Source organism: Pseudomonas sp. MWU13-3659, assembly GCF_023757525.1.
GTDB lineage: Bacteria > Pseudomonadota > Gammaproteobacteria > Pseudomonadales > Pseudomonadaceae > Aquipseudomonas > Aquipseudomonas entomophila_E.
In genome coordinates, this window is sequence record NZ_JAMSHW010000002.1 from 341,927 (window position 1) to 366,038 (window position 24,112).

General features: G+C 60.5%; 40 protein-coding genes. 32 read left to right on the forward strand and 8 right to left on the reverse strand.

Annotated features, from left to right (window positions below):
* Nucleotides 1–179 precede the first annotated feature (179 nt).
* The 4 genes from NGM28_RS04120 to NGM28_RS04135 all read right to left on the reverse strand — a co-directional run bounded on the left by NGM28_RS04120 (nucleotide 180) and on the right by NGM28_RS04135 (nucleotide 2,043).
* The gene (locus NGM28_RS04120; protein ID WP_252088781.1) at nucleotides 180–401 is read right to left on the reverse strand and encodes a hypothetical protein; all 222 of its coding nucleotides are present in this window, start codon (nucleotides 399–401) and stop codon (nucleotides 180–182) included.
* Nucleotides 398–589, reverse strand: a complete 192-nt coding sequence (locus NGM28_RS04125) for a hypothetical protein (RefSeq protein ID WP_252088782.1) — start codon at nucleotides 587–589, stop codon at nucleotides 398–400. Before NGM28_RS04125 ends, NGM28_RS04120 begins: the two co-directional genes overlap by 4 nt.
* Nucleotides 586–1,014 carry a hypothetical protein gene (locus tag NGM28_RS04130; protein WP_252088783.1) on the reverse strand — a complete coding sequence of 143 codons (429 nt, stop codon included), beginning with the start codon at nucleotides 1,012–1,014 and terminating at the stop codon, nucleotides 586–588. Before NGM28_RS04130 ends, NGM28_RS04125 begins: the two co-directional genes overlap by 4 nt.
* A 354-nt stretch (nucleotides 1,015–1,368) precedes the next feature.
* Nucleotides 1,369–2,043: a polysaccharide lyase family 7 protein gene (locus NGM28_RS04135; protein ID WP_252088784.1), complete on the reverse strand. Its 675-nt coding sequence runs from the start codon at nucleotides 2,041–2,043 to the stop codon at nucleotides 1,369–1,371.
* Between NGM28_RS04135 and NGM28_RS04140 the strand changes: the two genes are divergently transcribed.
* Nucleotides 2,030–2,299 (forward strand): hypothetical protein, encoded by a 270-nt coding sequence (locus tag NGM28_RS04140; protein WP_252088785.1) that lies wholly within the window; start codon nucleotides 2,030–2,032, stop codon nucleotides 2,297–2,299. The two genes, NGM28_RS04135 and NGM28_RS04140, sit on opposite strands and share 14 nt — an antisense overlap.
* 490 nt (nucleotides 2,300–2,789) lie before the next feature.
* The gene (locus tag NGM28_RS04145) at nucleotides 2,790–3,119 is read left to right on the forward strand and encodes a DUF1654 domain-containing protein (protein ID WP_252088786.1); all 330 of its coding nucleotides are present in this window, start codon (nucleotides 2,790–2,792) and stop codon (nucleotides 3,117–3,119) included.
* A gap of 33 nt (nucleotides 3,120–3,152) precedes the next feature.
* On the opposite strand, the gene NGM28_RS04150 is transcribed toward NGM28_RS04145, so the two are convergent.
* The 3 genes from NGM28_RS04150 to NGM28_RS04160 all read right to left on the reverse strand — a co-directional run bounded on the left by NGM28_RS04150 (nucleotide 3,153) and on the right by NGM28_RS04160 (nucleotide 5,653).
* Entirely contained in the window at nucleotides 3,153–3,608 is a 456-nt protein-coding gene (locus NGM28_RS04150) for a hypothetical protein (RefSeq protein ID WP_252088787.1), read from the reverse strand.
* An 80-nt stretch (nucleotides 3,609–3,688) separates the two neighbouring features.
* Nucleotides 3,689–4,762, reverse strand: coding sequence for a hypothetical protein (locus NGM28_RS04155; protein ID WP_252088788.1), 1,074 nt, complete (start codon nucleotides 4,760–4,762; stop codon nucleotides 3,689–3,691).
* Between the two features lie 69 nt (nucleotides 4,763–4,831).
* Complete coding sequence (locus NGM28_RS04160; RefSeq protein ID WP_252088916.1) at nucleotides 4,832–5,653, reverse strand: S24 family peptidase; 822 nt, start codon at nucleotides 5,651–5,653, stop codon at nucleotides 4,832–4,834.
* 113 nt (nucleotides 5,654–5,766) lie between these two features.
* Here NGM28_RS04160 and NGM28_RS04165 point away from each other — a divergent pair, with 113 nt between their 5' ends.
* The 15 genes from NGM28_RS04165 (at nucleotide 5,767) to NGM28_RS04235 (ending at nucleotide 13,423) form a co-directional block, all read left to right on the forward strand.
* A complete protein-coding gene (locus NGM28_RS04165; RefSeq protein ID WP_088851912.1) occupies nucleotides 5,767–6,003 on the forward strand; it encodes a helix-turn-helix domain-containing protein in 237 nt (78 codons plus the stop codon).
* A 31-nt stretch (nucleotides 6,004–6,034) separates the two neighbouring features.
* Nucleotides 6,035–6,229, forward strand: coding sequence for a hypothetical protein (locus tag NGM28_RS04170; RefSeq protein ID WP_252088789.1), 195 nt, complete (start codon nucleotides 6,035–6,037; stop codon nucleotides 6,227–6,229).
* Nucleotides 6,230–6,692: 463 nt separating this feature from the next.
* Nucleotides 6,693–7,367, forward strand: coding sequence for a phage antirepressor KilAC domain-containing protein (locus NGM28_RS04175; RefSeq protein ID WP_252088790.1), 675 nt, complete (start codon nucleotides 6,693–6,695; stop codon nucleotides 7,365–7,367).
* Nucleotides 7,367–8,161 carry an LvrA C-terminal domain-related protein gene (locus NGM28_RS04180; protein WP_252088791.1) on the forward strand — a complete coding sequence of 265 codons (795 nt, stop codon included), beginning with the start codon at nucleotides 7,367–7,369 and terminating at the stop codon, nucleotides 8,159–8,161. The genes NGM28_RS04175 and NGM28_RS04180 overlap by 1 nt, the downstream gene beginning before the upstream one ends.
* A gap of 17 nt (nucleotides 8,162–8,178) precedes the next feature.
* On the forward strand, nucleotides 8,179–8,907 hold the full coding sequence (locus NGM28_RS04185) for a replication protein P (protein ID WP_252088917.1): 729 nt from the start codon (nucleotides 8,179–8,181) through the stop codon (nucleotides 8,905–8,907).
* A 169-nt stretch (nucleotides 8,908–9,076) separates the two neighbouring features.
* A complete protein-coding gene (locus NGM28_RS04190) occupies nucleotides 9,077–9,298 on the forward strand; it encodes a hypothetical protein (protein ID WP_252088792.1) in 222 nt (73 codons plus the stop codon).
* Nucleotides 9,291–9,551: a hypothetical protein gene (locus NGM28_RS04195; protein WP_252088793.1), complete on the forward strand. Its 261-nt coding sequence runs from the start codon at nucleotides 9,291–9,293 to the stop codon at nucleotides 9,549–9,551. The genes NGM28_RS04190 and NGM28_RS04195 overlap by 8 nt, the downstream gene beginning before the upstream one ends.
* On the forward strand, nucleotides 9,544–9,942 hold the full coding sequence (locus NGM28_RS04200) for a recombination protein NinB (protein ID WP_252088794.1): 399 nt from the start codon (nucleotides 9,544–9,546) through the stop codon (nucleotides 9,940–9,942). Before NGM28_RS04195 ends, NGM28_RS04200 begins: the two co-directional genes overlap by 8 nt.
* Entirely contained in the window at nucleotides 9,942–10,544 is a 603-nt protein-coding gene (locus NGM28_RS04205) for a recombination protein NinG (RefSeq protein WP_252088795.1), read from the forward strand. Before NGM28_RS04200 ends, NGM28_RS04205 begins: the two co-directional genes overlap by 1 nt.
* A complete protein-coding gene (locus NGM28_RS04210; RefSeq protein ID WP_252088796.1) occupies nucleotides 10,541–11,227 on the forward strand; it encodes a hypothetical protein in 687 nt (228 codons plus the stop codon). Before NGM28_RS04205 ends, NGM28_RS04210 begins: the two co-directional genes overlap by 4 nt.
* 247 nt (nucleotides 11,228–11,474) lie before the next feature.
* Nucleotides 11,475–11,711 (forward strand): hypothetical protein, encoded by a 237-nt coding sequence (locus NGM28_RS04215; RefSeq protein ID WP_240063453.1) that lies wholly within the window; start codon nucleotides 11,475–11,477, stop codon nucleotides 11,709–11,711.
* Nucleotides 11,712–12,332: 621 nt separating this feature from the next.
* A complete protein-coding gene (locus NGM28_RS04220; RefSeq protein ID WP_252088797.1) occupies nucleotides 12,333–12,656 on the forward strand; it encodes a peptidase M48, Ste24p in 324 nt (107 codons plus the stop codon).
* 1 nt (nucleotide 12,657) lies between these two features.
* On the forward strand, nucleotides 12,658–12,921 hold the full coding sequence (locus NGM28_RS04225) for a hypothetical protein (RefSeq protein ID WP_252088798.1): 264 nt from the start codon (nucleotides 12,658–12,660) through the stop codon (nucleotides 12,919–12,921).
* A 57-nt stretch (nucleotides 12,922–12,978) separates the two neighbouring features.
* Nucleotides 12,979–13,209, forward strand: a complete 231-nt coding sequence (locus NGM28_RS04230; protein WP_252088799.1) for an Acb2/Tad1 domain-containing protein — start codon at nucleotides 12,979–12,981, stop codon at nucleotides 13,207–13,209.
* Nucleotides 13,210–13,231: 22 nt separating this feature from the next.
* Entirely contained in the window at nucleotides 13,232–13,423 is a 192-nt protein-coding gene (locus NGM28_RS04235; RefSeq protein WP_240063457.1) for a hypothetical protein, read from the forward strand.
* Between the two features lie 7 nt (nucleotides 13,424–13,430).
* Here the strand turns inward: NGM28_RS04235 and NGM28_RS04240 are convergent, their stop codons facing one another.
* A complete protein-coding gene (locus NGM28_RS04240) occupies nucleotides 13,431–13,673 on the reverse strand; it encodes a helix-hairpin-helix domain-containing protein (protein WP_252088800.1) in 243 nt (80 codons plus the stop codon).
* Nucleotides 13,674–13,718: 45 nt separating this feature from the next.
* On the opposite strand from NGM28_RS04240, the gene NGM28_RS04245 reads away from it, so the two are divergent.
* From NGM28_RS04245 to NGM28_RS04315, 15 genes are all read left to right on the forward strand, one after another.
* A complete protein-coding gene (locus NGM28_RS04245; RefSeq protein ID WP_252088801.1) occupies nucleotides 13,719–14,369 on the forward strand; it encodes a putative metallopeptidase in 651 nt (216 codons plus the stop codon).
* A gap of 31 nt (nucleotides 14,370–14,400) precedes the next feature.
* Nucleotides 14,401–14,862, forward strand: a complete 462-nt coding sequence (locus NGM28_RS04250) for a DUF2280 domain-containing protein (protein WP_252088802.1) — start codon at nucleotides 14,401–14,403, stop codon at nucleotides 14,860–14,862.
* Complete coding sequence (locus NGM28_RS04255; RefSeq protein ID WP_252088803.1) at nucleotides 14,849–16,147, forward strand: terminase large subunit domain-containing protein; 1,299 nt, start codon at nucleotides 14,849–14,851, stop codon at nucleotides 16,145–16,147. Before NGM28_RS04250 ends, NGM28_RS04255 begins: the two co-directional genes overlap by 14 nt.
* A 2-nt stretch (nucleotides 16,148–16,149) precedes the next feature.
* The gene (locus tag NGM28_RS04260) at nucleotides 16,150–17,556 is read left to right on the forward strand and encodes a DUF4055 domain-containing protein (RefSeq protein WP_252088804.1); all 1,407 of its coding nucleotides are present in this window, start codon (nucleotides 16,150–16,152) and stop codon (nucleotides 17,554–17,556) included.
* A complete protein-coding gene (locus NGM28_RS04265) occupies nucleotides 17,556–18,632 on the forward strand; it encodes a hypothetical protein (RefSeq protein ID WP_252088805.1) in 1,077 nt (358 codons plus the stop codon). The genes NGM28_RS04260 and NGM28_RS04265 overlap by 1 nt, the downstream gene beginning before the upstream one ends.
* A 153-nt stretch (nucleotides 18,633–18,785) precedes the next feature.
* Nucleotides 18,786–19,532 carry a DUF6651 domain-containing protein gene (locus NGM28_RS04270; RefSeq protein ID WP_252088806.1) on the forward strand — a complete coding sequence of 249 codons (747 nt, stop codon included), beginning with the start codon at nucleotides 18,786–18,788 and terminating at the stop codon, nucleotides 19,530–19,532.
* 9 nt (nucleotides 19,533–19,541) lie between these two features.
* Nucleotides 19,542–20,510, forward strand: a complete 969-nt coding sequence (locus NGM28_RS04275) for a major capsid protein (protein WP_252088807.1) — start codon at nucleotides 19,542–19,544, stop codon at nucleotides 20,508–20,510.
* Nucleotides 20,511–20,552: 42 nt separating this feature from the next.
* Nucleotides 20,553–20,849 (forward strand): hypothetical protein, encoded by a 297-nt coding sequence (locus NGM28_RS04280; protein WP_252088808.1) that lies wholly within the window; start codon nucleotides 20,553–20,555, stop codon nucleotides 20,847–20,849.
* Nucleotides 20,849–21,217, forward strand: a complete 369-nt coding sequence (locus NGM28_RS04285; protein WP_252088809.1) for a hypothetical protein — start codon at nucleotides 20,849–20,851, stop codon at nucleotides 21,215–21,217. Before NGM28_RS04280 ends, NGM28_RS04285 begins: the two co-directional genes overlap by 1 nt.
* Before the next feature lies 1 nt (nucleotide 21,218).
* Nucleotides 21,219–21,605, forward strand: coding sequence for a hypothetical protein (locus tag NGM28_RS04290; protein ID WP_252088810.1), 387 nt, complete (start codon nucleotides 21,219–21,221; stop codon nucleotides 21,603–21,605).
* A gap of 2 nt (nucleotides 21,606–21,607) precedes the next feature.
* Nucleotides 21,608–22,279, forward strand: coding sequence for a hypothetical protein (locus tag NGM28_RS04295; RefSeq protein WP_252088811.1), 672 nt, complete (start codon nucleotides 21,608–21,610; stop codon nucleotides 22,277–22,279).
* Entirely contained in the window at nucleotides 22,276–22,704 is a 429-nt protein-coding gene (locus NGM28_RS04300; protein ID WP_252088812.1) for a phage tail terminator-like protein, read from the forward strand. The genes NGM28_RS04295 and NGM28_RS04300 overlap by 4 nt, the downstream gene beginning before the upstream one ends.
* Before the next feature lie 39 nt (nucleotides 22,705–22,743).
* Entirely contained in the window at nucleotides 22,744–23,403 is a 660-nt protein-coding gene (locus NGM28_RS04305) for a phage tail protein (RefSeq protein ID WP_240063472.1), read from the forward strand.
* Between the two features lie 9 nt (nucleotides 23,404–23,412).
* A complete protein-coding gene (locus NGM28_RS04310) occupies nucleotides 23,413–23,796 on the forward strand; it encodes a phage tail assembly chaperone (RefSeq protein WP_240063473.1) in 384 nt (127 codons plus the stop codon).
* Nucleotides 23,797–23,858: 62 nt separating this feature from the next.
* Nucleotides 23,859–24,110 carry a DUF1799 domain-containing protein gene (locus tag NGM28_RS04315; protein WP_252088918.1) on the forward strand — a complete coding sequence of 84 codons (252 nt, stop codon included), beginning with the start codon at nucleotides 23,859–23,861 and terminating at the stop codon, nucleotides 24,108–24,110.
* Nucleotides 24,111–24,112: the final 2 nt, after the last annotated feature.

Genomic DNA, 24,112 nt, shown 5'->3' on the forward strand with positions numbered 1-24,112 from the left:
TGCCGGCTTACGCTCCACTCAGGGTACGGCTATCCGCGAGGCGGCCCGCCGTGCTCGGGTGTGTATTCAGGAAGTGATGCTGCCGGCCAGTGCGCTGGCGAGCATGAAGATGGTGCAGGCGAAGATGGCAGAGAAGGAGCCTCGCCAGATGACCAGGCGGCGGGCTCGCTGGTAGACGGTCATGCCCGCACCTCGTACCCGACCGTCCATTCGCCGCAGATGCAGGCCCGGCACTTCCAAGCCTGCGGGTTCTCGATACTGGCCAGCTCTGCTTCGTGCACCGCAGCTTCGAAGGTCGGCCCCTTGAACAGCATCAGCACCCGGTCGGCCGGCATGGCCTGTGCCTCGGGCAACTCTGCGACCTCCTCGTCGATGAGCGTTTGAACGATTGGCGTGGTCATACAACCTCCTTGCGCCCATCAACGATTTTGTTGAGGCGCCCGCAGTAGTGGTTGAACTCTTCGATAGTGAGGCGCTGGTCGGCCAGCATTTCGGTGAGCTGCGTCTGGATCGTTGCGCTCCAGCTGATGGACGTTGCCGGATGCGCCAGGGCGTCCAGCTGCCGGTCGATCAGGACGTGCGGGCTCAAAACCCGCACTCCTGAATGTCGCGCTCCTTGTCGCGCTCGGCAGCAACGGCCTTAGCCGCAACCGGACGCAGCAGGTCGGCGGCGATCTCCTTGAGCGCGCCAGGGCCGCCCAAGAGGTAGGTTGAAAGCTCTTTGATGAAGCCCGCGCTGCCTGTTCCAACTCCGGCCATGACCAACTTGCCGAAGGCGTCCTGCTTGTCCAGGCCATCGATTTGGCGCTGGTTCGCATGATCCTGCACCGCTCGAGCAAGGTCGCACTGGGTGATCTCGCCGCGTTCCCCGCGGTAGCCCCAGGTCACTCGGCAGCCCAATACTAGCTGCGCCGCGTGCTTCTCGATCCACTCCATCTGGTCGGCGTCATCGTCGATCACCGCCGGCGGCATCCGGTTGTCGTACTCAAACTGCGCGGCTCTAAGTGCGCCCATGGCGACCTCTTGTTGGGTTGAGCAACCGCATTAGGCAGATGCCAGCGCAGGTGACCAAACCCGAGCCGTGAAGCTCGCTGGCACCTGTCCAATGCGGTCGAAGTGAAGGGAAGGGGGCAGGCGCCCGGCGCTACCCGGGATGCGTCAAGTCTGGCCAGCTGTTGCCCTCGGACTCGCCTGCGATGGTGTTGATGGCCGGTGCCAATACCGGCATCGGCCCCGTTCATTCCTCGGGGCCTCGCTGGATGGAAGCTCGCTGCTTGGCGGCAGAATTCATCAACACCGCAGAGCGCCCTGACTGTCCCCCTACACTTGAATGTGGGGCAGGGCGCTCTGCGCTGGTGATGGCATTGGTTAGGAGTGTGTGAGGGAGAGCTTGCTAATGATGCAGATTGAGCCGTCACTGGCGGGAGTGGTGTCCGAGTAGTCGACCTGGTTGTAGATGCCCCCGTGGAAATTCAGGCGGGAAGAGCGCCAGGAGCTGTCCATCACCAGCCTGCCGGATGATCTGGCCCGGCCGTTACATTCGGCCGTCACGGACAAGGCACCCGAAGCAAGGACGCGAATGGTGATCCTGAACTTCGCTCCATGCGGGACGGACTCGAGCAGGGTGGTGTTAACCGGTTCTCCTTGATTGAACGTCTTGCGGAACCCTATGGTGATGTCGCCCTCGTTCCAGAAGACCTTCACCGGCGGGCTGTCGTCGTCCTCTACATGCAGCTGCGAGACGACAACCTTCTGTGCAGAGTTGACCTTGGTCAGCGTCATTTCTTGCAGGTTGATGTGCTCGGCAGCGCTCGCCAGCGACCAATACACCGGCTCTTTCCATTCGCATCTTGTGCGGTGCGTGCTCTTGCTCGAGGCTCCCTTGGTGGGCGCCGTGAAGCGAACGGAACCATCGGGCAAGGCCGTGACGATTTTCGGGAACTGCGCGATCGCCTCTGCACCGCTCAGCTCAAGGGCGACAGGGTTGGTCGAGGATGTGGCCACGGGGGTCGTGATCGTTAATCTGCTGATGTTTACGGTCATGGTGTTTCTCCATGTTGGTTTCCCTGATACCCCTCGTGAGAAGGGCATCGAGGAAACCTGCCGAGACCCGCTACTGGCGTCGGTCGCGGCTTGTTGCGTCAGTGATGTGGGCGCCATTCCCGCCGCTGGTTGCAGGTCGAGCGCCATCTTCGTCGTCGGTGCGGGCGGCGAGCTTCCTCCCCAGGTCGGCAATCAGCATCTGTTCGCCTGGATCGCAGGTCCTTACAACATGCACGCTGCAGCTCTGGTGCCCTAACTGGTCGGGGCAGGGTGCATGAGGTCCGGCGCCCGCAGCCGAAGCTGTGGCGGGCGCTAATTCAAATCGGTGTATCTCCCTTCTGCCGCTGGGATTCGCGGGGAGCATTGCATACCGGGTCGTTCGCTCGGTCGGGGCTTGTAGTGGTGTTTCACCTCGAGCAGCCGTATAGGGTTTTCCCCATCGTTGGCAGGCTTTCGGGCCTGTCTGCTCGCCGGTCGCCGGTAGAGGCAATGCGGTCTGTTGGTTGTTGCGCTAGCTGTTAAAGAGCGGCGGCCGGTGAGGGCCTGGCCAGTCCCTGGTTGGTGACTGCTTGAGGTGAAATTTAGCCTCAAGCTAAAATATCGTCAATAGCTCATAGCTAAATTATTTTCGCTGGACGACAAAACTCGCTAAACCGCTTTGCCAATGGCTGCGCCTTTACGCTTCGTTTAGCACTGAGCTATGATTCCGATGCACCTGTACGGATATACAGTAATGGAGGTAGGAAATGGCAGCAGTACTCGAAGACACCTCAATGGGCGCGCGCCCAGAGCTGACCGGCCTGGAGCGCCTGGGTTTGCGGGTATCGGCGACGATCAATTCACCGCTGGCGCAGTTGGGGAGGAGGGTGCTGATCCATCGCCTGGACACGGACAGCGATCAGGACTGGGAGGCAATCATGGAGCTGCTGGCGGAGACCGACGGCCTGGATATGACCTTCTGCGACGACGGATCGGTGATCCTGCAATGGGATGCACCGACGGATGATGATCGGGTGATCGAGAGGGAAGTGGACCTTGATGTAGTCCGGCACGAAGAGGAGGAGGCACCTTTTTGACAAGAGTGAAACAAGCCCGCCGAAGCGGGCTTTCTAGTCCTTGCTGGCGAGCCTTTTTAGAAGGGCTTGCTTGGCTTTTCGCTCTGCGCTTCGATTGGCGATCTTAGCTTCAAAACTTGCAAGCTCTGAAGAGTCGATTACAGCAAACACTGAGCAAACCACAGCGAATGCAAGTGCTGCGCCTACAGCAGCGAGTACATATTCCAGGTATGGAGCGACGGCTGGAAGCGTGGCCGCAAAAAATGCGACTCCCATCCCTGCAGATAATAGTAGATAAATTACTATTAGGAATATCTGTCTGTGCACTTTTCGGCTTGCAATGGAGTCGATTCTTCTTTTCTCCTCCCGGTTTAGCCCTTTAAGCTTTTTGATCCCATTCAAACTGTTAATTAGGCTTATTGAGAGCGTGCCGGGCAAAGCAAATGTGGCCATCAAGGCGATGGGCATCACAGGCTTATCTAAGGGTATAAGGCCGTGAAGGCGACTCATTAGATATCCGCACGCAGCACAAAGCAGGGCAGTGAGAAAGACTCTCTGCGCTGGATGTGCTAATGTGCTGGATTGTTTTTTCACTCGCTACCGTCCAAATTTGAGTCAACTTCACTGGCGCTGATTTTTGATATCAGCCACTGGTGCATTTCATGGAATAATACACCCTCGTCAATCAGTCCGCTATCTAAGAATTTGACTGTAATGTTTCCTGATAATTTTAGCTCGTCCCCGCGAATTTTTCCTCCTCCTTGGAGGTTAATGACTACGTCAGATTCGGGGTTATGGCGTAGGCTCGTAGCCAATGAGTCGATTACCTGTTGGCCTGCCCTAGTAGTCTTTCTAAGGTATGTGATCTCCAATGCGACCTTCAGGTTTGATTCGTCTAAGGACTCATCGAGTTCGAGCCTGTCGAGTAAGCCTGGTGCAACAACTTTGAGCAGTGATGCCGCCAATCCTTGTGGAGTGTAACGGACCTTACTAGCATGGGTCTCCTCGATGTCCTTGACTGGTCGAGGCTCCCTTTTTGCGGCCGAAGGGTCATTCTCGATCTTTGAGGTCAGAGGTGCCCCGACATGTATACTTTTTACCGGCTTCCGTTCCATCTTCGAATAGACAGCCTCAGCAGGCTTGTCTTTAAGAACCAGCATGGTTGACTGGTCGATTTGGGAGGTTTTGGTTCCCAGTAACCACGAAAGGTGAGCTTCTAACTCTCGGGTCTTCAAGGCTGAAGACTGCATCACGACCATGTGGTTGTCCAATACCCCAAAATAAAGCATGGACTCAAGGAACTCCCTCCTTTTTTTGGCTGCTTCAGCTTCAGTCTTTTCCTTGTCGTCAATCTCGGGGATTTTTTCTGAAGATAGCGAGCTTATTGAGTAGAATTCAGCATCATCATCCACCGTGATGAAAGGTTGTTGCTTTCCAGATTCAAGATAAACCAGTTGTCCGAAGGACATGCCGTTGTATTCTTTGAATTTGTTTATGAAAACAACGCTTGTGTCTTCATCGTTTGCTTTCTGCTGGCGCAAACTTGGCCTGCTAGCATTGCCTGTGGCTGAAAGTGCGCCCTTTAATAGTAGCTGGAGGTTTGCGTCACCAGTAATGAAAACGTTCTTGTAATGTATTGCCTTTGGTTTGGTAAGCGTGCTCACTTTGCGCTCCGTTGCATTGCGTATGCTACCTTCCCCAAGGTCGCAAACTTATGTATTGGCGTGACTTTTCTAGACTTTTCTTGCGTTCCAAACTAGTAGTACTTTCGCATGAATTATCACATCATCAATTCTTGCGGATTGCTTTTCGTAGTTTCTGTTGTCTGATATAAGCCAGACATGATCTTCATCTTGGCGCTGCAACCGCTTGATGAGTAAGTCTCCGTGCCAAGTGAGTACGTATACCCCTTCGCCCTGGTAGTCGTTTACTCCGCGATCAACGATCACCGGGTCTTTATCGTTAATCGTCCCCTCCATGCTCTGTCCCCATCCTGTGATCATCGACAGGGCTTGAGCTGAGGTGTAGGTCACACCTTTCTCGCGCAGCACCTCTTCGCGGATAACCACATTGCGGATGACTTCGCTGTACTCGGCGGGCACTTGCCCGTGCCCCATGGCAGCTCGTACGTCGTACTGGGGGATGGAAATATCGCCGTCAGCGGGGGGGGCGATTTGGCTGCTAGGAGAGGGCGCAGGCTGACCTTCCTCGGCCGCTGCCAGCAATCGCTGCCGTGTCTCCTCTGGAATCCCCTTGCCGCTCTTCGCCAGCATCTGCTTGACCAGGTCGGCGGCCGATTTCCCGCCGGCATCCGAGCCCAGGGCTGCTGCGCGCGGCTCATCATCCGAAGGGAGTGAGTCGAACCATCCGCGGGGCAGGCCTTCGATGCCCTCGATCCGCCTGGCCACATCGTCGCCGAGGTTCTTCGCGGTCTTGTCCGAAAGGATTTGGCTCAGGTGCGCAGGCGCCATCCCCCAGCGCTCGGCGCAGGAGCCTTTTCTCTGGCCGCCAATCAGCTTGACCAGGTTGTGCTTGCGAATCTCGTAGATATCCATGACGCGAAGAATGCCAGTGTTTAGCTGACTGCTAAATGTGCGCAGGGCTAAATTATCCTTGCTCATAAATTAGCCATGAGCTAAATTTCTCTCTATGTGTAAGGAGAATCCTCATGAATGATCACCTCCGTGATTGGTTGGGCAGGGCCACGAATGAACGCAGGCAGCAGGTCGCAGCCGACGCGAAGACCACTGTTGGCCACCTGTGGCAGCTCGCAGGTGGTCACCGGAAGGCCTCTACCGAACTTGCCGAACGACTGCAGGACGCCTCGGACGGCGAGATCACGATCGCTGGCCTGCGCCCGGACCTTATCCCCTTTGCACGCAAAGCGCTGAAGGGCGCCGCGTAACTCAATTTTCATAGCAAGGAGCCACCAGCCAATGAGCTACGACGATAGCCGCCATTTGAAAGACCGGGTGATTAAGTCTCGTTACGACGAGGACACCTACGAGGCTGTCAGAGCGGTTGCAAAGCTTCACCGCCTACAACCAGCGGTGTTCGTACGCATGTGTGTAGAGGAGAAGCTCGCTCTGCTGATTGCTCAGGATGATAACGAGACTGCGCACACGGCCTGAAGGCCCGCAAGGGGGACTCATGGCCGAAACGATGGTTTGTCACGGCCTCGAGGAGCGCTTTTACCGAAAGCTTGAAGAGATGGCGATGAAAGCCGGGATGACCCCGGAACAGTACGCCGTCCAGTTGGTGCGGGAAAGCCTCCTCGAGAAAACGAGGCCTAAGGGCGCCGGAAAGCTCCGGCATCTGCCTCGGCCTTAAAAGGCCCTGAATAGGGAAGACCTGGCGACAGGCAAATGGAGCCGGCATGGCTACCTAAAAAATCCGCGCATGCGCGGATACCAAATCAGTGCCCTTTGGCCTCGCACTATCAAAGTACGAACCCCGGGCACAAAAAAACCGCCTGGCGGGGCGGTTTCTTCAACTACTTCTGTGAGGCGGATTATGCATAGCTCCACCCAAAGTGTACAGGCCCTGTCCAGGACCGCGCCACAAAACGCGAACCACAATTCTGTGGCGCGCACGATGAGCAGTTTCGATCTGCTCGTCCTGGTCAATGAGGCCAGGATCCAACACGGCGAAAGTGAAGTCCGGCGCGCCGACTTCACTGCGCGCTGCAAGGATGAGCTCGACGGTGAATACTACGAAACTTTCGTAGTAAAGAATTCCCGCGGGCCGGCCTCGGAAGGCCTGATGCTCACCAAGGATCAGTGCATGCTCGTCTCGATGCGCGAGTCGAAGGCAGTTCGCCGCAGCGTGCTTGATCGGATCAATGCAGCCGAAGCCCCACGCGTTATCGCTACCTTGCCTGATTTCTCCAATCCTGCCGCTGCGGCCAGGGCCTGGGCCGAACAGTATGAGCAGCACCAGCTCGCCCAGCAGGCCCTGGTCATCGCCACCCCCAAAGTTGAGTTTGTCGATAAGTACGTCGAGGCGACTGGTCTGAAGGGCTTCCGTCAAACCGCCAAGCTCTTAAGAGCCAATGAGGCCCGCTTCCGCGAATTCCTGCTCGACAAGAAGATCATGTACCGCATGGGCGGCGAGTGGCAGGCATACCAGCAGCACATCGACGTCGGACGCTTCGAAGTAAAGACCGACACCGCCGACAACGGCCACGCCTTCAACCAGACCAAATTCACCCCCAAGGGCGTCACCTGGGTGGCCGGCCTGTGGGCACAGCACAGCCTGGAGGTCCAATGATGGCCCGCTCAAGAAACATCAAACCAGGGTTCTTCTCGAACGAGTACCTGGCAGAGCTGGACTTTGCCACTCGCCTCTTGTTCATCGGCCTGTGGACCGAAGCGGACCGGGAAGGGCGCCTCGAGGATCGGCCTCGTCGGCTGAAGATGGCGCTGTTCCCAGCTGACAACGTAGACATCGACCGGATGCTCGATGACCTGGATCATTTGGGGTTCATCAAGCGCTACGCCGTGGGCGACTACAAGGCGATTCAGGTCATCAACTGGACGAAGCACCAGAACCCACACGTCAAGGAAGCAAAGAGCGTTATCCCTGAAATGCCTGGTTTAGAGGCTTCGCGGGGAGAGCACCAGGAAAGCCCGGTGCAAGCACCAGACTCGCCCAGTTCTTTCCCTGCTGATTCCCTCTCTCTTGATTCCGGATTCCTGATTCCTGATTCCCTCAACCCGTCGCCCGCGCCGGTGGATTCCGCCGAGCTGTTCGCAAGGTTCTGGAAGCTGTATCCGCGCAAGGTCGGGAAGGACAAGGCGGAGAAAGCCTGGGCGAAGCTCAAGCTCACAGCGGACCTGCACGAAACCATTGTCACGGCCCTGGCCAAGCACCGGCAGCTGTCTGGCTGGACCAAGGACAACGGCCAGTTCATCCCGCACGCAGCCACCTGGCTCAACGGCAAGCGCTGGGAGGATGAGATCCAGGTGCCTGTCGACAACGTGCACCGCTTGCCAGTGCGGCAGTCCGGTGAGCCTGACTTCAACGACACCACCTGGGCCAATGGCCTGAGGGGGCGCCAGTGAAGTCCGTCACCCAGCTGATGGCTACGACCAAGAACGAGCCGCCAGCCCGTATCGCACAGCACGACGACCTGGTGATCACCCAGGACACCGTCGAGGTGGTGAACGACCTGTTCCGGCGCCTGCGCGGGATCTTCCCAGCATGGCGACAGGCCTGGCCATCTACCGAGGCCCTGGCCGCGTCTAAGGAGGAGTGGATCACTGGTTTCGCGGAGGAAGGAATCAGGTCGATTGAGCAGATCGAGCTCGGTATCCAAAACTGCCGAAAGCTCAAGAAACCGTTCGCCCCAAGCGTCGGCGAGTTCATCGCCATGTGCCAGCCAACACCGGAAGACCTAGGCATCCCAACCATGCCGATGGCTTTGGCAGAGGCTCTGGAGAACTTCCACCCTAGCAGGGCAGGCTCCCGCACCTGGTCGCACGCAGCGGTGCGCCACGCTGCCCTGCAGTGTGAGGCCTACAACCTGGGCGACATGAAGCCCGAGCAGGCCGAGAAGGTCTTCGCCCGGGCCTACGACATCACGATCCGCATGCTGGTCGCCGGCGAGCCACTGGGCGACATCGCCACCGGCATTGGCCACGATAGCCAGAAGAGCCTTGCCCAGCTCGCCGACGATTACGCCAGCCAGAAGCAGACTCGCCTGCTCGAGATCCAGCAAATCCCCACTGGTGCCGCCCAGTGCCGAGCCCACCTGCTGGCCAAGTTGAACATCAAGCGCGCCGGGCAGCCGGCCGGGGAGGGGGTGTGAAGAGTGAAGTCTTGAGCAGGAAAACTGATCGGCCTCTTACCCGCGATGACACTTTTCCGCAAGGTTTCCGCGGGCTTGAGGCCGTTGCGCGAGATTTTATAAATCCGAAAAGTGTTGATCAAGAGGGATGGATGACTGAGTTAACCATTCGCTTGCAAGGAGGCCGCGCATGACCATCGACAAGCAAAATCTCCAGCCCCTGCTGTGGTCGGTAGTCGCCTCCTGGCGCGCCGGTAGTGATGCCCTCGAGCGCCATACGGACGCCCTGGACGAGTTCCTCGGCGAGACGACGGTGGAGGAGGTGGCGCTGGGCCTGCTGGAAGAGATCAGCCAGCTCACAGCCCGGGTGCGTGCCGCGGAGAAGCAGCTGAAGGAGGTGGCCAGTGCCTGACCTCAACACGATGTCACAGGCCGCCCGTTCCGCTGCCATGCGCGGCGGCATGGAAGGCTGGGGCCAAATCGGTGGGCTGCCGGGTCACATCCGCTACATGGAGATCCGTAAGAGGCGCCCAGGACGCCAGCCGAAGTGCTGGTGTGGCTGCGAGACCAACAAAACCCACCGCGGCATGGCGAATGGCGTGTGCCTGATTTCAGGCTGCGAGATGGCAATCCGTCGCTGGGTGAAGGAGGGGAATCGTGGCTGAGTTCGCCCTACGCAGTACCCAGGACTTAAACCGCCTTTTCGGCGCCCTGCACGCCATAGACCTGACCAAGCCAAAGGTGGTGGTCATCCGCGACGAGAAGCGCCCAGATATCTGCAGCCGGAAAATGTGGGCAATGCTCCGCGACGTTTCCCTACAGGTGGAATGGTACGGCCGCAAGCTCACCGAAGAGGACTGGAAGCACGTTTTCAGCGCCGCGGTGCAGAAGCAGGACGCGGTGCCGGGCATCGACGGCGGGTTTGTCGTCCTTGGCGTCTCGACCCGCAAGCAGTCGCAGAAATGGTTCAGCGATCTGTTCGAGGTGATGCACGCCTTCGGCGCCGAGCATGGCGTGCGCTGGACTGAGCCGGATCGGTGGGGAGGGCAGTATTGATGCTCGCCAAGGAGATCAAGCCGAAGAAGTGCAAGGCGCCAGGCTGCGGCCAGCGCTTCAAGCCGGCCATGAGCACGCAGTCGGTTTGCAGCATGGCCTGTGCTCGAGCCATGGCGAAGGATCCGAAACTGCAGAAGATCGCGGCCAAGGCGATTGCCAAGCAGGCGCGCGAAGACCTGCAGGTGCGCCGGGAGAAGCTGAAGACCCGCCGCGAGCACATGGCCGAGGCGCAAACCGCATTCAACGCCTACATCCGCGAGCGCGATGCCGGCCTGCCGTGCATCAGCTGCGACTCGCGGCCGAGCGACCACGACCTGATCACCGGCAGCCGCTGGGACGCCGGCCACTACCGGTCAGTTGGCGCATGCCCGGAGCTGCGCTTCGAGCTATTGAACGTCCATCGGCAGTGCGTGAAGTGCAACCGGAACCTGTCGGGCAATGCCGTCGAGTACCGCATCCGTCTGGTGAAGCGCATCGGCGCCGACCAGGTGGAATGGCTTGAAGGGCCTCATAAGCCCCAGCGCCTGACCATCGAAGACCTGCAGGCCATCAAGGCCCTGTACAGGCAAAAACTCAAAGACCTTAGGAGGGCAGCAGCATGATCTACTCGAGCGTATCCGGAGCAGTGGTTGCCGCCCTGGCGGCAGGTGAGAAAGGCGCGGCGAAGGGCCAGGCCTGGCAGAAGCTGTACAACCCGAACGAGGAGGAGGGCGGCTGCCTCGCCTCGCTGTCGTCCGGCGGTGGCGATCTGGACCGAACCCAGGTCGACTACTGGCTGGCGGCGCGCATCCACCACCAGCTGATCCCGCGCCACTGGGATGCCCTGGTGGCGAAGTACAGCACCAGCAAGGCGAAGAAGGTACAGGCGATCGCCGCGGTGAAGCCCCTAATCGCGAGCCCGGCCAAGCCGCTGTTCGTGTTCAAGGCTGTCACCGCCTGGGCCATACCGAAGCTGCCGGGTGCAGGGCGCAAGGGAGCCAGGTCGGTTTCGGTCGACATCTCGCTGGACCTGCCTGAGTGGCGCCGTGAGGCCCTCATTCGTGCCGCAGTGGCTGCTGGCGCGTCGGAGCGCAAGCGAGTAGATGCCGTCGAGGAGGATGTGCTGATCCTCCCGGACAGCTTCTACGACATGAACACCTGGGACCTCGATGCTGTCCCAGAGTCGACCAGGCGTCGGTGGCGTGCCGACATCCACGAAAAGCTCAACGGTATGGTCGATGAGGCGATGACTCAGGTTCAGCAGATCCTGGAGGCTGAAGGCCTGCTTCTGAGCCATGCCGCGTAATCGCCTATTGACATCAGTGAGCGACTGAGCGAAATTACCCCCATCCTGTCATTCCTGCGCGTGTTGAGGAGTGACAAAATAAGCCCGGCCATTGATTCGGGCTTTTTTTCGCCCGAAGAGAACATCAAACGGCCCATCATTGTACCGATCTTTCTAATTGTCCCGGTGGTCTGGTATTTCACATTACGGCAACCTTAGGGCGCATACTCGTTTTAGCTCAGATTTTCTGAGTTATTGAGAGGTACTTATGTCTAGTGACATTACCAAGCCAGATGGATCTTCGGGACTTGAACCTGAAGTTGAATCAGGTACAGAAAAGCGTGAGGGGCAGGACAAATCTAGCCCAGAGGATAGGGACGATTATGTCGACCCTGATACTACGCTCGAAAAAGATCCTGAATCTCCTGAGCATTCGAAGGCTTCAAACGCTGAAAAGTTCAGTAGCGTGCAGGCTGGCTGGACTTATCCTGGGCGGCGCTGGTAGCAGCGCACGCCAACGCATATGTTCTCAGTCAAGCACTCTCCTCGGGGCTGATGATCCATTAGGTTACACCCCAGATGATGACGAGTCAGGCCTTGATAGAGGTCTCGAGAGCGACCGGCGGCCGATGCATACGCATGATGGAATACTTGCTGAGTAATTCATTTATTTGAGCTCGGATAGCCGGGCTCATCAGAGGTTTATATGACAGATAAAAAATCGCACCAGGGTGAAAGAAGTTCTGGTGAAAATACATCTCCCCAAGGGCCAAGGTCGGAGGGAAGCAAGGGTACCAATACAGAGCGGGCCTCAAACGCAGAACTCTATAGTCGGCACGATAAGCTTGCTGAGAGAGACATCAAGAAAAACCCGCAAAAATCATGAAGTAGAACATTTGAGCTGATTGAAGCGCCCGATGAATTGCGGTATCGCCAATAATCACTAGCTAGCCGCCTTCAGGCGGCTTTTTTTGTTCAGGTGAATTAGCTTCCTATCAGATCAACGGATGTACGCTTACCATCCTAAGCCCCGAAACTTCCGGGGCTTTCCGTTATGTGCTGCTTCGCACGTTTGCCCGGTCCCTGAATAGGGCCTCAACGGGCCTTTTATTCCAAGGACACCCCTATGGCCGAACCAACAAGCACTGCCGCCAGCGTAGTGCTGGGCAAATACGGGGTGGTGATGGCTGCATTCATCGGCTCGATCCTCTCTCTTGGCTTCCTGAAGGATCTGACCCGCTTCCAGGCCGCGACTGCTGTCGCCACTGGCTTCGGCTTCTCGGTCTACTTGACCCAGCCCGTCACCGCCTGGCTTGCCCCAAAGCTTGAGCTTGCGGTCACTGAAGATCTGCTGTGCGGGGTGGCGTTTGTGCTTGGGCTCACCGCCATGAACATCATCCCTGCGATCAAAGCTGCCATGGGGTCGTTCGTTACGGCGCGAGGTGCCTGATATGAACAACATCCTGGTTTCAGCGCTGACAGCCCTGGACGTGTTCTTGTGCGTGTTGGTGGTGGTGGCCGCGTGCGACTACTTGCGAAAGGTTCGCCCGGCAGATCAGCCGCTGCTGAGCATCGCCTTCTACCTGGTCGCCATCGGTGGGTTCGGCGCATTCGTCACCGCCTTGCAAGGGCACTGGGTCAACCCATTCGGCGTGATGCTCCACGCCGGTGTGGTGGCCTATGCCTGGGCGCGACGCGGGCATGTGTTCGGCTGATCCGCGCCACAAATTCGATATGCGCCGTTTCGTGGCGCGCCCACCTGAGGATTCACCATGGACAACCAGCACAAGAAGATCACCGGCTACCGCGACCTCACCCAGAGCGAAATCGACGGCATGAACTCGATCAAGGCCCTGGAGGCCGACGCCGGCGAACTGTTCAAGCAGATCGGCCAGATCGAAGGAGTGGACCAGCGCACCCTGGTACTGGCCAAGACCAACCTGCAGCAGGGTTTCATGTGGTTCGTGCGGTCGATCGCCAAGCCAGCCGACCCCTTCGCCTAACGTTTCGCATGGTGAGGCCTGTATGAGCAACGTGACACGCCTGCACCACGTCCTGCCGCTGCCGGCCGATGTGGTGGTCGCTACAAATGCGCTCGATGCGGCGCTGATCAAGGCGATTGATGCAGCCAAGGAGGCGGGACTACCTCAGGGGCTCCTCGTCGCCATCCTGCACGGGCATGCACATGCCGAGACGCACAGGATGGTGATCAAGTGAGGGCGGGCTATTCGTTAAGTAAGTCTTTCGCGAGAACGATTGCGGCGGTAATGGCCGCTCGAGCCTGAGGGCTGTTTCTCCAGCACGTTGATCCCACCGCAGCGGACGCGCGGGCCAGGATGTCGGTGACATTTGCATTGCGCAGATCAGCCAATGACTCGATACCCATCTGCTCAAGTCTGGCAATGACCGTCGGGCCTACGCCTTTTAAGTCCAATAGTGCAGCTCGTTCCATCGGTAGAAATGGCATCAGTGAAATCCCTGTCTGCTTAAAGGTGCCTTGGAAGATTGCCTCATGTTGGAAGTCGCTGCCACATCCGGCTGGAGGCCAAGCACTTTGTATAAACCGCTACCACCTGCTGAACTGCTCGAGTCGCCATTCATCACGCTCAAGCCCGCCCCAGATCTGTGGGGGTGGATTCAGAGCGAGATCCTCGCCGACACCGGCAGCATCCATAACCCCGAGCATGCCCACCTAATCGACGCCAACATCGGCGTGCTGTGGGCATCAAGTGGATTCGCCAAGCAGGGGCGTGTAGTCCTCGGCCAGGCCGAGCAGCTCATGTTCCGCGCTGGCGGGTGGCAGAAAGCCCGACAAGAGCAGCAGATGCGGGAGTGGTTCGGCGACGAGCCTGAGTTCCTCATCACGCTGGCGGCCGACTACTGTGCCCAGTGCTCCGACGCTGAGTTCTGCGCCCTTGTCGAACACGAGCTTTACCACATCGCCCACAAGCTCGATAAGTACGGCGCGCCTGCCTTCACCCGGGACGGAATGCCCAAGCTGGAGATGCGTGGACACGACATCGAGGAGTTCGTCGGCGTAGTGAGGCGCTACGGTGCCAGTGACGACGTACAGCAGCTGATCGATGCTGCAAGCCGGCCGCCTGAGGTGGCCAAGATCAACATTTCGAGGGCCTGCGGAACCTGTCTGCTCAAGTCTGCCTGACCTCTGACAGACCCAAGACGGATGGAAACCTATGGCGGCCCTGAGCAACGAGGTGAAAGCCTTCATCGTTCAGGCCCTGGCCTGTTTCGATACCCCCTCGCAAGTAGCAGCAGCTGTCCGAGAGGAATTCGGCCTCGAGGTGACCCGGCAGCAGTGCGAATCACACGACCCTACCAAGCGCTCCGGTAAGGACCTGGCCAAGCGGTGGGTGACCCTGTTCGAAGACACCCGAGCGCGATTCCGCGAAGAGACGGCTGAGATCCCGATCGCCAATCGTGCCTACCGCCTCCGGGCGCTGGGCAGGATGGTCGAAAAGGTCGAAGGTATGCGCAACTACGGCCTGGCCCTCCAGATCTTGGAGCAGGCGGCCAAAGAGGTCGGCGACGTCTACGTGAATCGCCAGACCAAGAACGAGAATCCCCACGACAACGTGCCGCCCACCCGAGTGCAGGTCGACGTGGTGGATGCGAGGAAGCCTGATGCCGTCGCTTAACGTGCCCCAGGCCAACTTCCTCAGGATGGAGAACAAGTTCCGCGGCTTCGTCGCCGGGTTTGGGTCGGGCAAGACCTGGGTAGGCTGCGCCGCGCTGTGCAAGCACGTTTGGGAGTGGCCCCGGATCGACTCTGGCTACTTCGCCCCGACCTACCCGCAGATCCGAGACATCTTCTTTCCGACCATCGAGGAGGTCGCCTTCGACTGGGGCCTGAAGGTCAAGACGAAGGAGAGCGACAAGGAGGTCGAGTTCTACAGCGGCGGCCAGTATCGCAGCACGACCATCTGCCGCTCGATGGAGAAGCCGCAGACCATAGTGGGCTTCAAGATCGGGCACGCCCTGGTCGACGAACTCGATATTCTGCCCGCGCTGAAGGCCGAGCATGCCTGGCGCAAAATCATTGCCCGGATGCGTTACAACGTGGACGGGCTCAAGAACGGTGTAGACGTCACCACGACCCCTGAGGGGTTCAAGTTCGTCTACCAGCAGTTCGTGAAGCAGCTGCGCGAGAAGCCGACCCTGCAGGGCATGTACGGCCTGGTGCAGGCCAGCACGTTCGACAACGAGCTGAACCTGCCGCCCGACTACATCCCATCGCTGATGGAGTCGTACCCGGCCCAGCTGATCCTGGCCTACCTAAACGGCCAGTTCGTCAACCTCAACTCCGGGTCGATCTACCACGCCTACGACCGGAAGCTGAATTCCTGCTTCGACACCGTAGAGCCTGGAGAACCCCTGTTCATCGGCATGGACTTCAACGTCGGCAAGATGGCGGCGATCACGCATGTCAAGCGCGCCGACGGAAAACCCAGGGCGGTGGATGAGCTGATTGACGGCTTCGATACCCCGGACATGATCCGGCGGATCAAGGAGCGTTATTGGCGGCACAACGGCAAAGGGTACGACAAGACCTGCGAAATCAGGATCTACCCGGACGCCTCGGGCGGGTCGCGTAAGTCGGTGAACGCCAGCGAGACGGACATCGCCATCTTGCGGCAGGCCGGCTTCAGCGTGATTGCGCCCGACGCCAACCCGCCAGTAAAGGACCGGATCAACGCCATGAACGCGATGTTCTGCAACGCGAATGGCGAGCGCCGCTACCTGATCAACCCGCTGCGCTGCCCGACCTACGCAGATGGCCTTGAGCAGCAGGTGTGGGCGCCAAATGGCGAGCCTGACAAGAAATCCGGCGTGGACCACGCGAACGACGCGGGCGGCTACTTCATCCACCACGATTACCCAATTGAACGCCCGGTCTTCACGACCCAATCCCTGAGAATGTGACCATGAGTGATAACCCGAGCATCACGCTGCCCGCTGTCGACACGATGCGCGCCTACTGGGCCGTGATCTCGCCACTCATGGGCGGGACCATGGCGATGCGGGCGACAGGGAAGTCCCTGTTGCCGCAGTACCCAGCCGAAGACGACGAGGCCTATAAAGAGCGCCTGCGACTTTCGACCCTGCTGCCGGTGTACTCCGAGACCGTGGGCAATATGACCTCCCGTGTGTTCGCCGAGCCGCTGCAGGTGGGCGACGATGTGCCAGAGACCATTGTCGAGATGACCAAGGACATCGACCACGCCGGCAACGACCTCAACTCCTGGGCGGTCGGTTTTTTCACCGAGGGGCTGAGCTATGGCCTGTGCCATGCCTTCGTCGATCACCCGCCAGCGCGAGAGCTGAAGACCCAGGCCGACGAGCAGGCCGCCGGTGTGCGTCCCTATGTTGTGCTGGTAAGGCCTGAACAGGTGTTGGGCTGGCGCTCCAAGGGCGGCGTGCTGACTATGGTCCGCTATATCGAGTTGATCGAGGAGGAGGACGGGGAGTTTGGCGCCAAGTGCGTCGAGCAGATTCGCGTGCTGGAGCCGGGCTCTTGGCGAACCTATCGCAGGGCGGCCAAGGCCGTACGGGGCAAGCAGGCCTCAGCTGGCGGCACCTGGGAGCTGCACGAAGAGGGCACCAACAGCCTGACCGCGATCCCTTGGGTTACCTTCTACACCGGCCGCATCGGCTTCATGACTGCCAAGCCGCCGCTGATCGAGCTGGCGCACCTGAACGTGAAGCACTGGCAGAGCCAGAGTGACCAGGACAACATCCTGCACGTTATCCGTGTCCCGATACTGGTGCGCATCGGCATCCAGACCCAGTACGACAACCAGGGGAAGGTGATCCCGCCAGAGTTCAAGGTTGGCACCGGCCAGCTGACTGACCTGCCCAAGGATGGCGATCTCAAGTACGTCGAGCACACCGGCCAGGCCGTTGAGTCGGGTCGCACCGCTCTGCAGGACCTGATCAACGAGATGCGCATGGCCGGGGCCAAGCTGCTGACGCCGGACAAAACGGCTACCAAGACTGCCACACAGGCGGAGGAGGAGGCTGCTCAGGAGCTGTCCCCGCTGGCGCGCATGGCGCACCACTTCGCCGACTGCCTGGCGCAGTTGCTCCAGTTCATGGCCGATTACCGCGGCTTGGGCGAGGGTGGCACCGTCGAGATGCGCGGCAACTTCGATGTCGACTACATGCCAGAGGTATCGCTGCCGACGCTGGTCTCCATGGCAAATGCCGGGATGATCAGCAAGGAGACGCTGTTCACCGAGATGCAGCGCCGCGGTGTGATCAGCGACGAATACGACTGGGAAGAGGAATTGGCGAAGATTGAGGCTCAGGGCCCGGCCCTCGGTACGCTGTGATGAAGACGGCCAACGAGAAGCTGCTGAACGAGCTGATCGGGCATGAGGTCGACCTGTCCAGGCTGAGCAACAGCCAGGTTGTGACGATCATCAAGATCCTCAACAGCAAGGACGCCGACCTGCGCGCCGCGCTGATCGAGGCTATCGACAACCTCGGCAACGACCTGTCAGCCGCAGCTGTCGATATCGCCTTGTCAGCGGTGCTGCGGATCAACCAGCAGACCTTCATCGAGATTCGCCTGGCCCTGGACCAGGTGACCGACGGGCTGATCAGCTACGAGCTGGCATTCCAACAGAGCGCGTTGCGGGCCGTTCTCCCGGCCCAGGTGCAGGAGGCATACCCGGTCGTCTCCCCGGAGTTCAGCGCGGTGAAGGCGATCGCCCAGGCTCGACCATTCCAGGGGCGCCTGTTGAGGGAGTGGATGGCCGGCATCGAGTCCAGCCGCGCTGCTGTAGTGCGCGATGCCGTGCGCTCGGGTGTTGTCGAGGGGCGTACCACTGCGGAGATCGTTCGCACGGTCATGGGTAGTCGGGTTCAGCAATACGCCGACGGAGCCCTCCAGAAGGCCAGGCGCGACGTTGAGGCGGTGGTGCGGTCTGCGGTATTCCATACCGCCGAAATGGCCAGCGACGCAGCGTACGAGGCCAACAGCGACATCATCAGCCACGTGGAGTGGCTCAGTACGCTGGACAACCACACGTCGAGCGACTGCCGGATCCGTGACCGGTTGCCGTACACGCTTGGCACCTACAAGCCCATCGGCCACACGATCCCGTGGCTGGCCGGGCCTGGCCGTATCCACTTCTGCTGCCGATCCTCCAAGATTCCGGTGCTCAAGAGCGCCAGGGCCCTGGGCTTCAGCGATGGCGCAACGCGGGCGAGCATGGATGGTCAGGTGCCCGAGTCAACCACATACGCCGAATGGCTCAGCAAGCAGTCGGCAGCGCGCCAGGACGAGATCCTCGGTCCAGAGCGTGGTCGGCTGATGCGTGAGGGAGGGCTGAAGCTCAGCGCGTTCTACAACGACAAGGGAAAGCTCCTCACGCTTGCGCAGCTGCAGGAGCGGCTCAAGTAACGCCGCGCCACGAATCCATCACCTGCGATTTCGTGGCGCGCAACTTCAAGGCCTCGCCTCGTGCGGGGCTTTTTTCTGCCTGCGGTTCGGATGGACGGGGCGCAACTGGGGCCGGATGGCTCATCAACTGGCCGGATGGCCCAGAGAGACGACATGAAACTCAAGACCGTTGAAGTGGATGGCAAGCAGTACGCCGTGATCGAGGAGGGCAAGCCGGTCTACGTCGAAGACGATGGCAAGGAGGTCGCCTTCGATGCCGTGGGCACCCGCAACACCATCACCCGGCTGAATGCCGAGGCCAAGTCGCACCGTGAGCGCGCCGACGGCTTCGAGAAGACCGCCAAGGCGTTCGAAGGCATCGAAGATGCCGCGGCCGCCAAGAAAGCCCTGGAGATCGTCGCCAACCTCGACGCCAAGAAGCTGGTGGATGCCGGCGAGATCGAGAAGGTGAAGGGCGAGATCAGCAAGGCCTTCCAGACCCAGCTCGACGAAGCCAACACCAAGGCGCAGGGCTTCGAGCAACAGCTGTATGCCGAGAAGATCGGCGGCAGCTTCGCCCGCTCGCAGTTCATCGCCGAGAAGATGGCGGTGCCGGCTGACATGGTCCAGGCCACCTTCGGCAACAGCTTCAAGATCGAGGACGGCAAGGTCGTCGCCTACGACGCCCAGGGCCAGAAGATCTTCAGCCGCAGCCGCCCGGGTGAGTTGGCCGACTTCAACGAAGCGCTGGAAACCCTCGTCTCGCAGTACCCCCATCGCGACCACATCCTGAAGAGTTCCGGCGCCAATGGCGGCGGCGCTCCGAACGGCGGTGGCAGCACCAAAACCACCAAGGGCAACTTCGGCGGCACCAAGGCAGAACGCCTGGAAGCCATCAAGGGCCTGACCGCAAGCGAATAAGGAGGCCCAATGGCCCTTTCGAACATGAAGGTGTTCAACGACTACCTTCGCCACACCACCATCGAGACCCTGTCTCAGGACGTCGAGAAGTTCAACGCCGCGTCCGCCGGCTCCATCCGCCTCACCACCCAGGGTATCGATGGCGACTTCCTGCAGGAGTCCTTCTGGGCAGGCCTGCACAGCGCTCAGCGTCGAGTTGACCGCTACGCCGCCAACGGGAGCCAGACCGCCACCCCTCTGTCGCAGAAGCAGTACGACTCGGTGAAGATCGCAGGCGGCTTCGGTCCGATCCTGTGGGAGCCTTCCCAGCTCTCTTGGGTGCAAAAGAACCCCGAAGAGGCACTGGAGGTCATCAGCCGCAACCTGTCCGAAGCGATAATGTCGGACCAGCTGAACACCGCCATTGCTGCCCTGGTCGCGGCCATCGGCAACCAGTCGGGCGCGCTCAACGACGTGTCTGCAACCGCTGGCGTCGACTACATCGCCATCAACGGCGCGCACGCGCTGTTCGGCGACGCCTCGGCACGGCTGATCGCCCAGGTCATGACCGGTGCCCAGTACCACGCCCTGATCGGCAAGAACCTGGCCAACAACCAGCAGCTGTTCCAAGCCGGTGGTGTTCTGGTCGTAGACGTTCTGGGCAAGGCGGTCATCGTTACCGACGCCCCGGCGCTGTACGAGGCCGGCACCCCGAACAAGCAGAAGGTGCTCAGCCTGGCCGACGGCGCAGCCATGGTGATGGATGGCTCCGACCTGATCACCAACATCGAGACCTCCAACGGCAAGGAGCGCATCGAGACCACCATGCAGGCCGACTACACCTTCGGCCTGGGCCTCAAGGGCTACACCTGGGACACCGCCAACGGCGGCAAGTCGCCGACCAACTCCGAGCTATCCACTGGCACCAACTGGGACCTGGTGGCGAACAGCATCAAGGGCTCGGCCGGTGTCATGACCATCGGCGACGCCACCAAGTAACCGGTACCGCGCCCTTTGGGGCGCCTTCCTCAGGAGATCGCCATGAGCGAGAGCATCATCTACGAGCAGCACCCGGTGTCGGCAGAACGCAAGACCTTCCTGCGTCGCAAGGGCTACAAAATCATCGACGCCAAGTTCGCGCCGGAGGGCTACGAGCACCCCGAGCCGATCAAGGAGGGTAAAGCCTCCAAGGCCAGCAAGTCCGCAGCGGAAAAGAAAGCCGCTGAAGAAGCCGAGCAGAAGGTAAAGCTGCAGGCTGCGCTGACCGAGAAGGGCGTCCAGTTCGTGCCTGAAGCCACCCTGGAAGATCTGCAGAAGCTGCTGGAAGGGGCCGCGTAATGACGACCTACATCAGCATCGAGCAGGTCGACGCGCTGCTGGGCCAGGCCTGGGCGCCCGATGAAAAGAAGGCGCGCGCGGTGCTGATGGCCAACACCTGGCTCACCAGCCAGGGTCTGCCTGAGTTCGACGCGGTTCCTGCCGACGTCGTGCAGGCGGGCGCAGAGGTTGCGGTGGAGGCGGCAGCAGGCAACCTGTACCAGGCGAAGGAAACCGGCGTGCTGAGCAAGTCCGTGGATGCGGATGGCGTGTCGAGCAGTAAAACCTACTCGGCTACGTCCAAGGCTATCAGTGCTGGCGAGTCCTTCGCCTTGGCTCTGCTGGCGCGGTATCTGGGCACCGGCCAGGTCAAGATCGTCAGGGGGTGACATGGGGCTTCGACGCGAGTTACAGGCCGAGCTGGCCCAGGCCTTCGATACGGATCTGGCCGACACAGTGGCGGAGGTCGATGGCAGCCGGTCTGTGCCTGGCGCCTATGACCCTGAGAAGGGCGGCAGTACGCCGGCGACAACGCTGCATTATACCGGGCGCGGTGTCTTCGGCCAGTACAAGGCCAGGGAGATCGACGGAACGCGCATCCTGGCGTCAGACGTACGCCTCAAGGCGCTGCAGAACGAGTTGTTCGTGAAGGACGGCGACGCGGTCACGGAAGCCCCTGCCATCCCCGCCATCGGCGATCGCATCAGCGGCTACCGAGTCATGAACGTCGGACAGGACGCGGCCAAGGCCACCTGGACCATTCAACTGAGGAAGTGACCATGGCCCGCGGCTCACACATGACCAGCCGTTACGGCGGCCTGGACGGCGGCTTTGCTGCGCAGTTGGAGCAGTTCGCAGAGGCAGCCAAGGAGGTGATGGACCTGACCTTCCGTGAGGTCGTGATCATGGTCGGCCGGAGGCTTGTGACCATGTCGCCGGTCGGCAACCCGGACCTCTGGAAGGTGAACGTCGAGGCCCAGCGCGGCACGGCTGAACAGATCGCGGCTTACAACGCCAAGGCGGCGGCCATCAATGCCGGCATCACGTCCGACCAGGCCAACTACACCAAAAGCGGCAACCTGAAAGGCGACCTACGGCTGCGAAAGCCGCTGACCAAGCGCGAGCAGCGCGAGAACTTCGGGTTCGGCGTTCGGAGGGTTGGCCAGGGCTATGTGGGCGGTCGCTTCCGCAGTAACTGGCAGCTCACCACTGGCGTGCCAGCCGCAGGCGAGATCGAGGATATCGAGAGCGCCGGCGAGACGCTGGACAGGCTTCTCCTGGCTGCCGGTGATCTCTCCGCCGGCGAGGTCGCCTACATCGTCAACAACCTGCCGTATGCCATCCCTCTGGAGTACGGCCACAGTTCCCAGGCGCCTGGTGGCATGGTGCGAGTCACCGTCGCCGACTTCCAGCGCATCGTCGAAGAAGCCATCAGGACCCACCGAGCATGAGCCACGCAAGAGCACGACAGGCCATCGAGATCAAGTTGATGGCCTGGGCCACGGCGCGCCCGATCAGGGTCGCGAACTTCGAGCAGGGCTTCGAGGCCGAGCCAGATGAAACCTATTTGCAGGCGTTCCAGTTGCCGGCAGGCGTCACCTGCCGCTACCTGGGTGGCGAGGCCTACGAGTACATCGGCGTCTACCAGGTGAGCATCGTTTGCCCGGCGGGCCAGCCGCTGGCAACTGCCGAGACCCTGGTCGGGGAGCTTTCGAGCCTCTTCCGGGCTGATTCGGAACTCAGCCGCAACGGCTTCGAGGGCCTGGTGACCGAACCCGTTGACCAGGGCCCAGCCATCACCGAGTCGGCGACCTACACGGTCCCGACCAGCTTCACCTACCGCGGTGTCGCGGACCAACCGCCCGCTGGGGCATAACCAACCGCCCCCCGGCGGGCAAAAACGAGGAAACACTTCATGGCCGCAAAATTCCCGCTGCCGAACGGCTCTGTGCTGGAAATCGCCAGCGTTTTCGGCGCCGCCGTCGCCTTCACCGCCCTGACCAACGCCGCTCCACCGGTGGCCACCTCTGCCGGTCACGACATCGAGAATGGCGATGTCCTGCTGGTCAGCTCCGGCTGGGCGCTCATCGCCGACCGCGCCGTCAGTGCCGCAAGCGTGGCCGCCGACACCTTCGCGTTGAAAGGCCTCAACACCACCAACGTGGACAAGTACACCCCTGGCGCCGGCGTAGGCTCGGTGCTCCCTGTGACCGCGTGGGCGCAGATCTCCAAGGTCACCGCGTTTACCTCGGCTGGCGGTGAGCAGCAGTACCTCACCGTGGGTTACCTGGAGGATGACGACGACCGTCAGTTCCCGACCAACCGCAACCCGATCACGCTGTCGATCACCGTCGAGGACCAGCCGAGCGCTGCCTACGTCGCCCTGGTCGAAAACTACGGCGACAGCAAGGAACTCGCGGTGGTGCGCCTCAAGTTGCCGGGTGGCGACCAGATTCTCTACCCGGGCTACGTCAGCATCACCACCACCCCGACCATGGACCGGAACAGCCTTATGACACGCACCATCAGCATCGCGCTGTCGGGCCGTCCCGTTCGTATCCTGGCCGGCGTGTAAGGAGCCCTCATGGCGAAGATCAAAATCGCTCAGAACCCGACGTTCACCGCTGTTGTGCAGGTTCCGCGCATTGGCGCCGAGCCGGCGCCCGTGGAGTTCCAGTTCCGCTATATGGACCGCGTGGCCCTGTCCATGATGTTCGATCGTTGGAACAAGGCGCGCGACGCCTGGGCGGAGAAGGTCCAGAAGGACGGGGCCACCTGGGAGGAGGTCACCACCGGTGAAATCGCCCTGCAGGCGGGGCAACTGGGTGAGATCGTAACCGGCTGGGATCTGGAGGACGAATTCAGCGCCGAGGCCATCGCCGACCTGGTGCGCACTTGCACCGGAGCGCCGAAGGCGGTCATCGACGCCTACCAGGCCGCCTACAGCCCGGCCCGCCTGGGAAACTGAGGGCGGCGGCCCGGGCCTGCTACGAGCGCGGTCCGTCTGCCGAGCAACTGGCGGCGCTGGGCCTGACCCTTGATGACATCGAGGAGGAGGTGGTGGAGGTCTGGCCAGATTCATGGCCAGCCTTCTGCCTGTTCGATGTCATGGGTACACAGTGGCGGGTGTCTTCTGGCGGCCCGTCAGGCCTGGACTACGCCGCCATTCCTGCAGCGGCCTCAATGCTCGGCATCAAGCGCCGCGACCTCACCGACATTTTCCCCGATCTCCGCGTCATGGAGATTGAGGCACTGGCCGTCATGGCCGAACAGCAGGAGTAGAT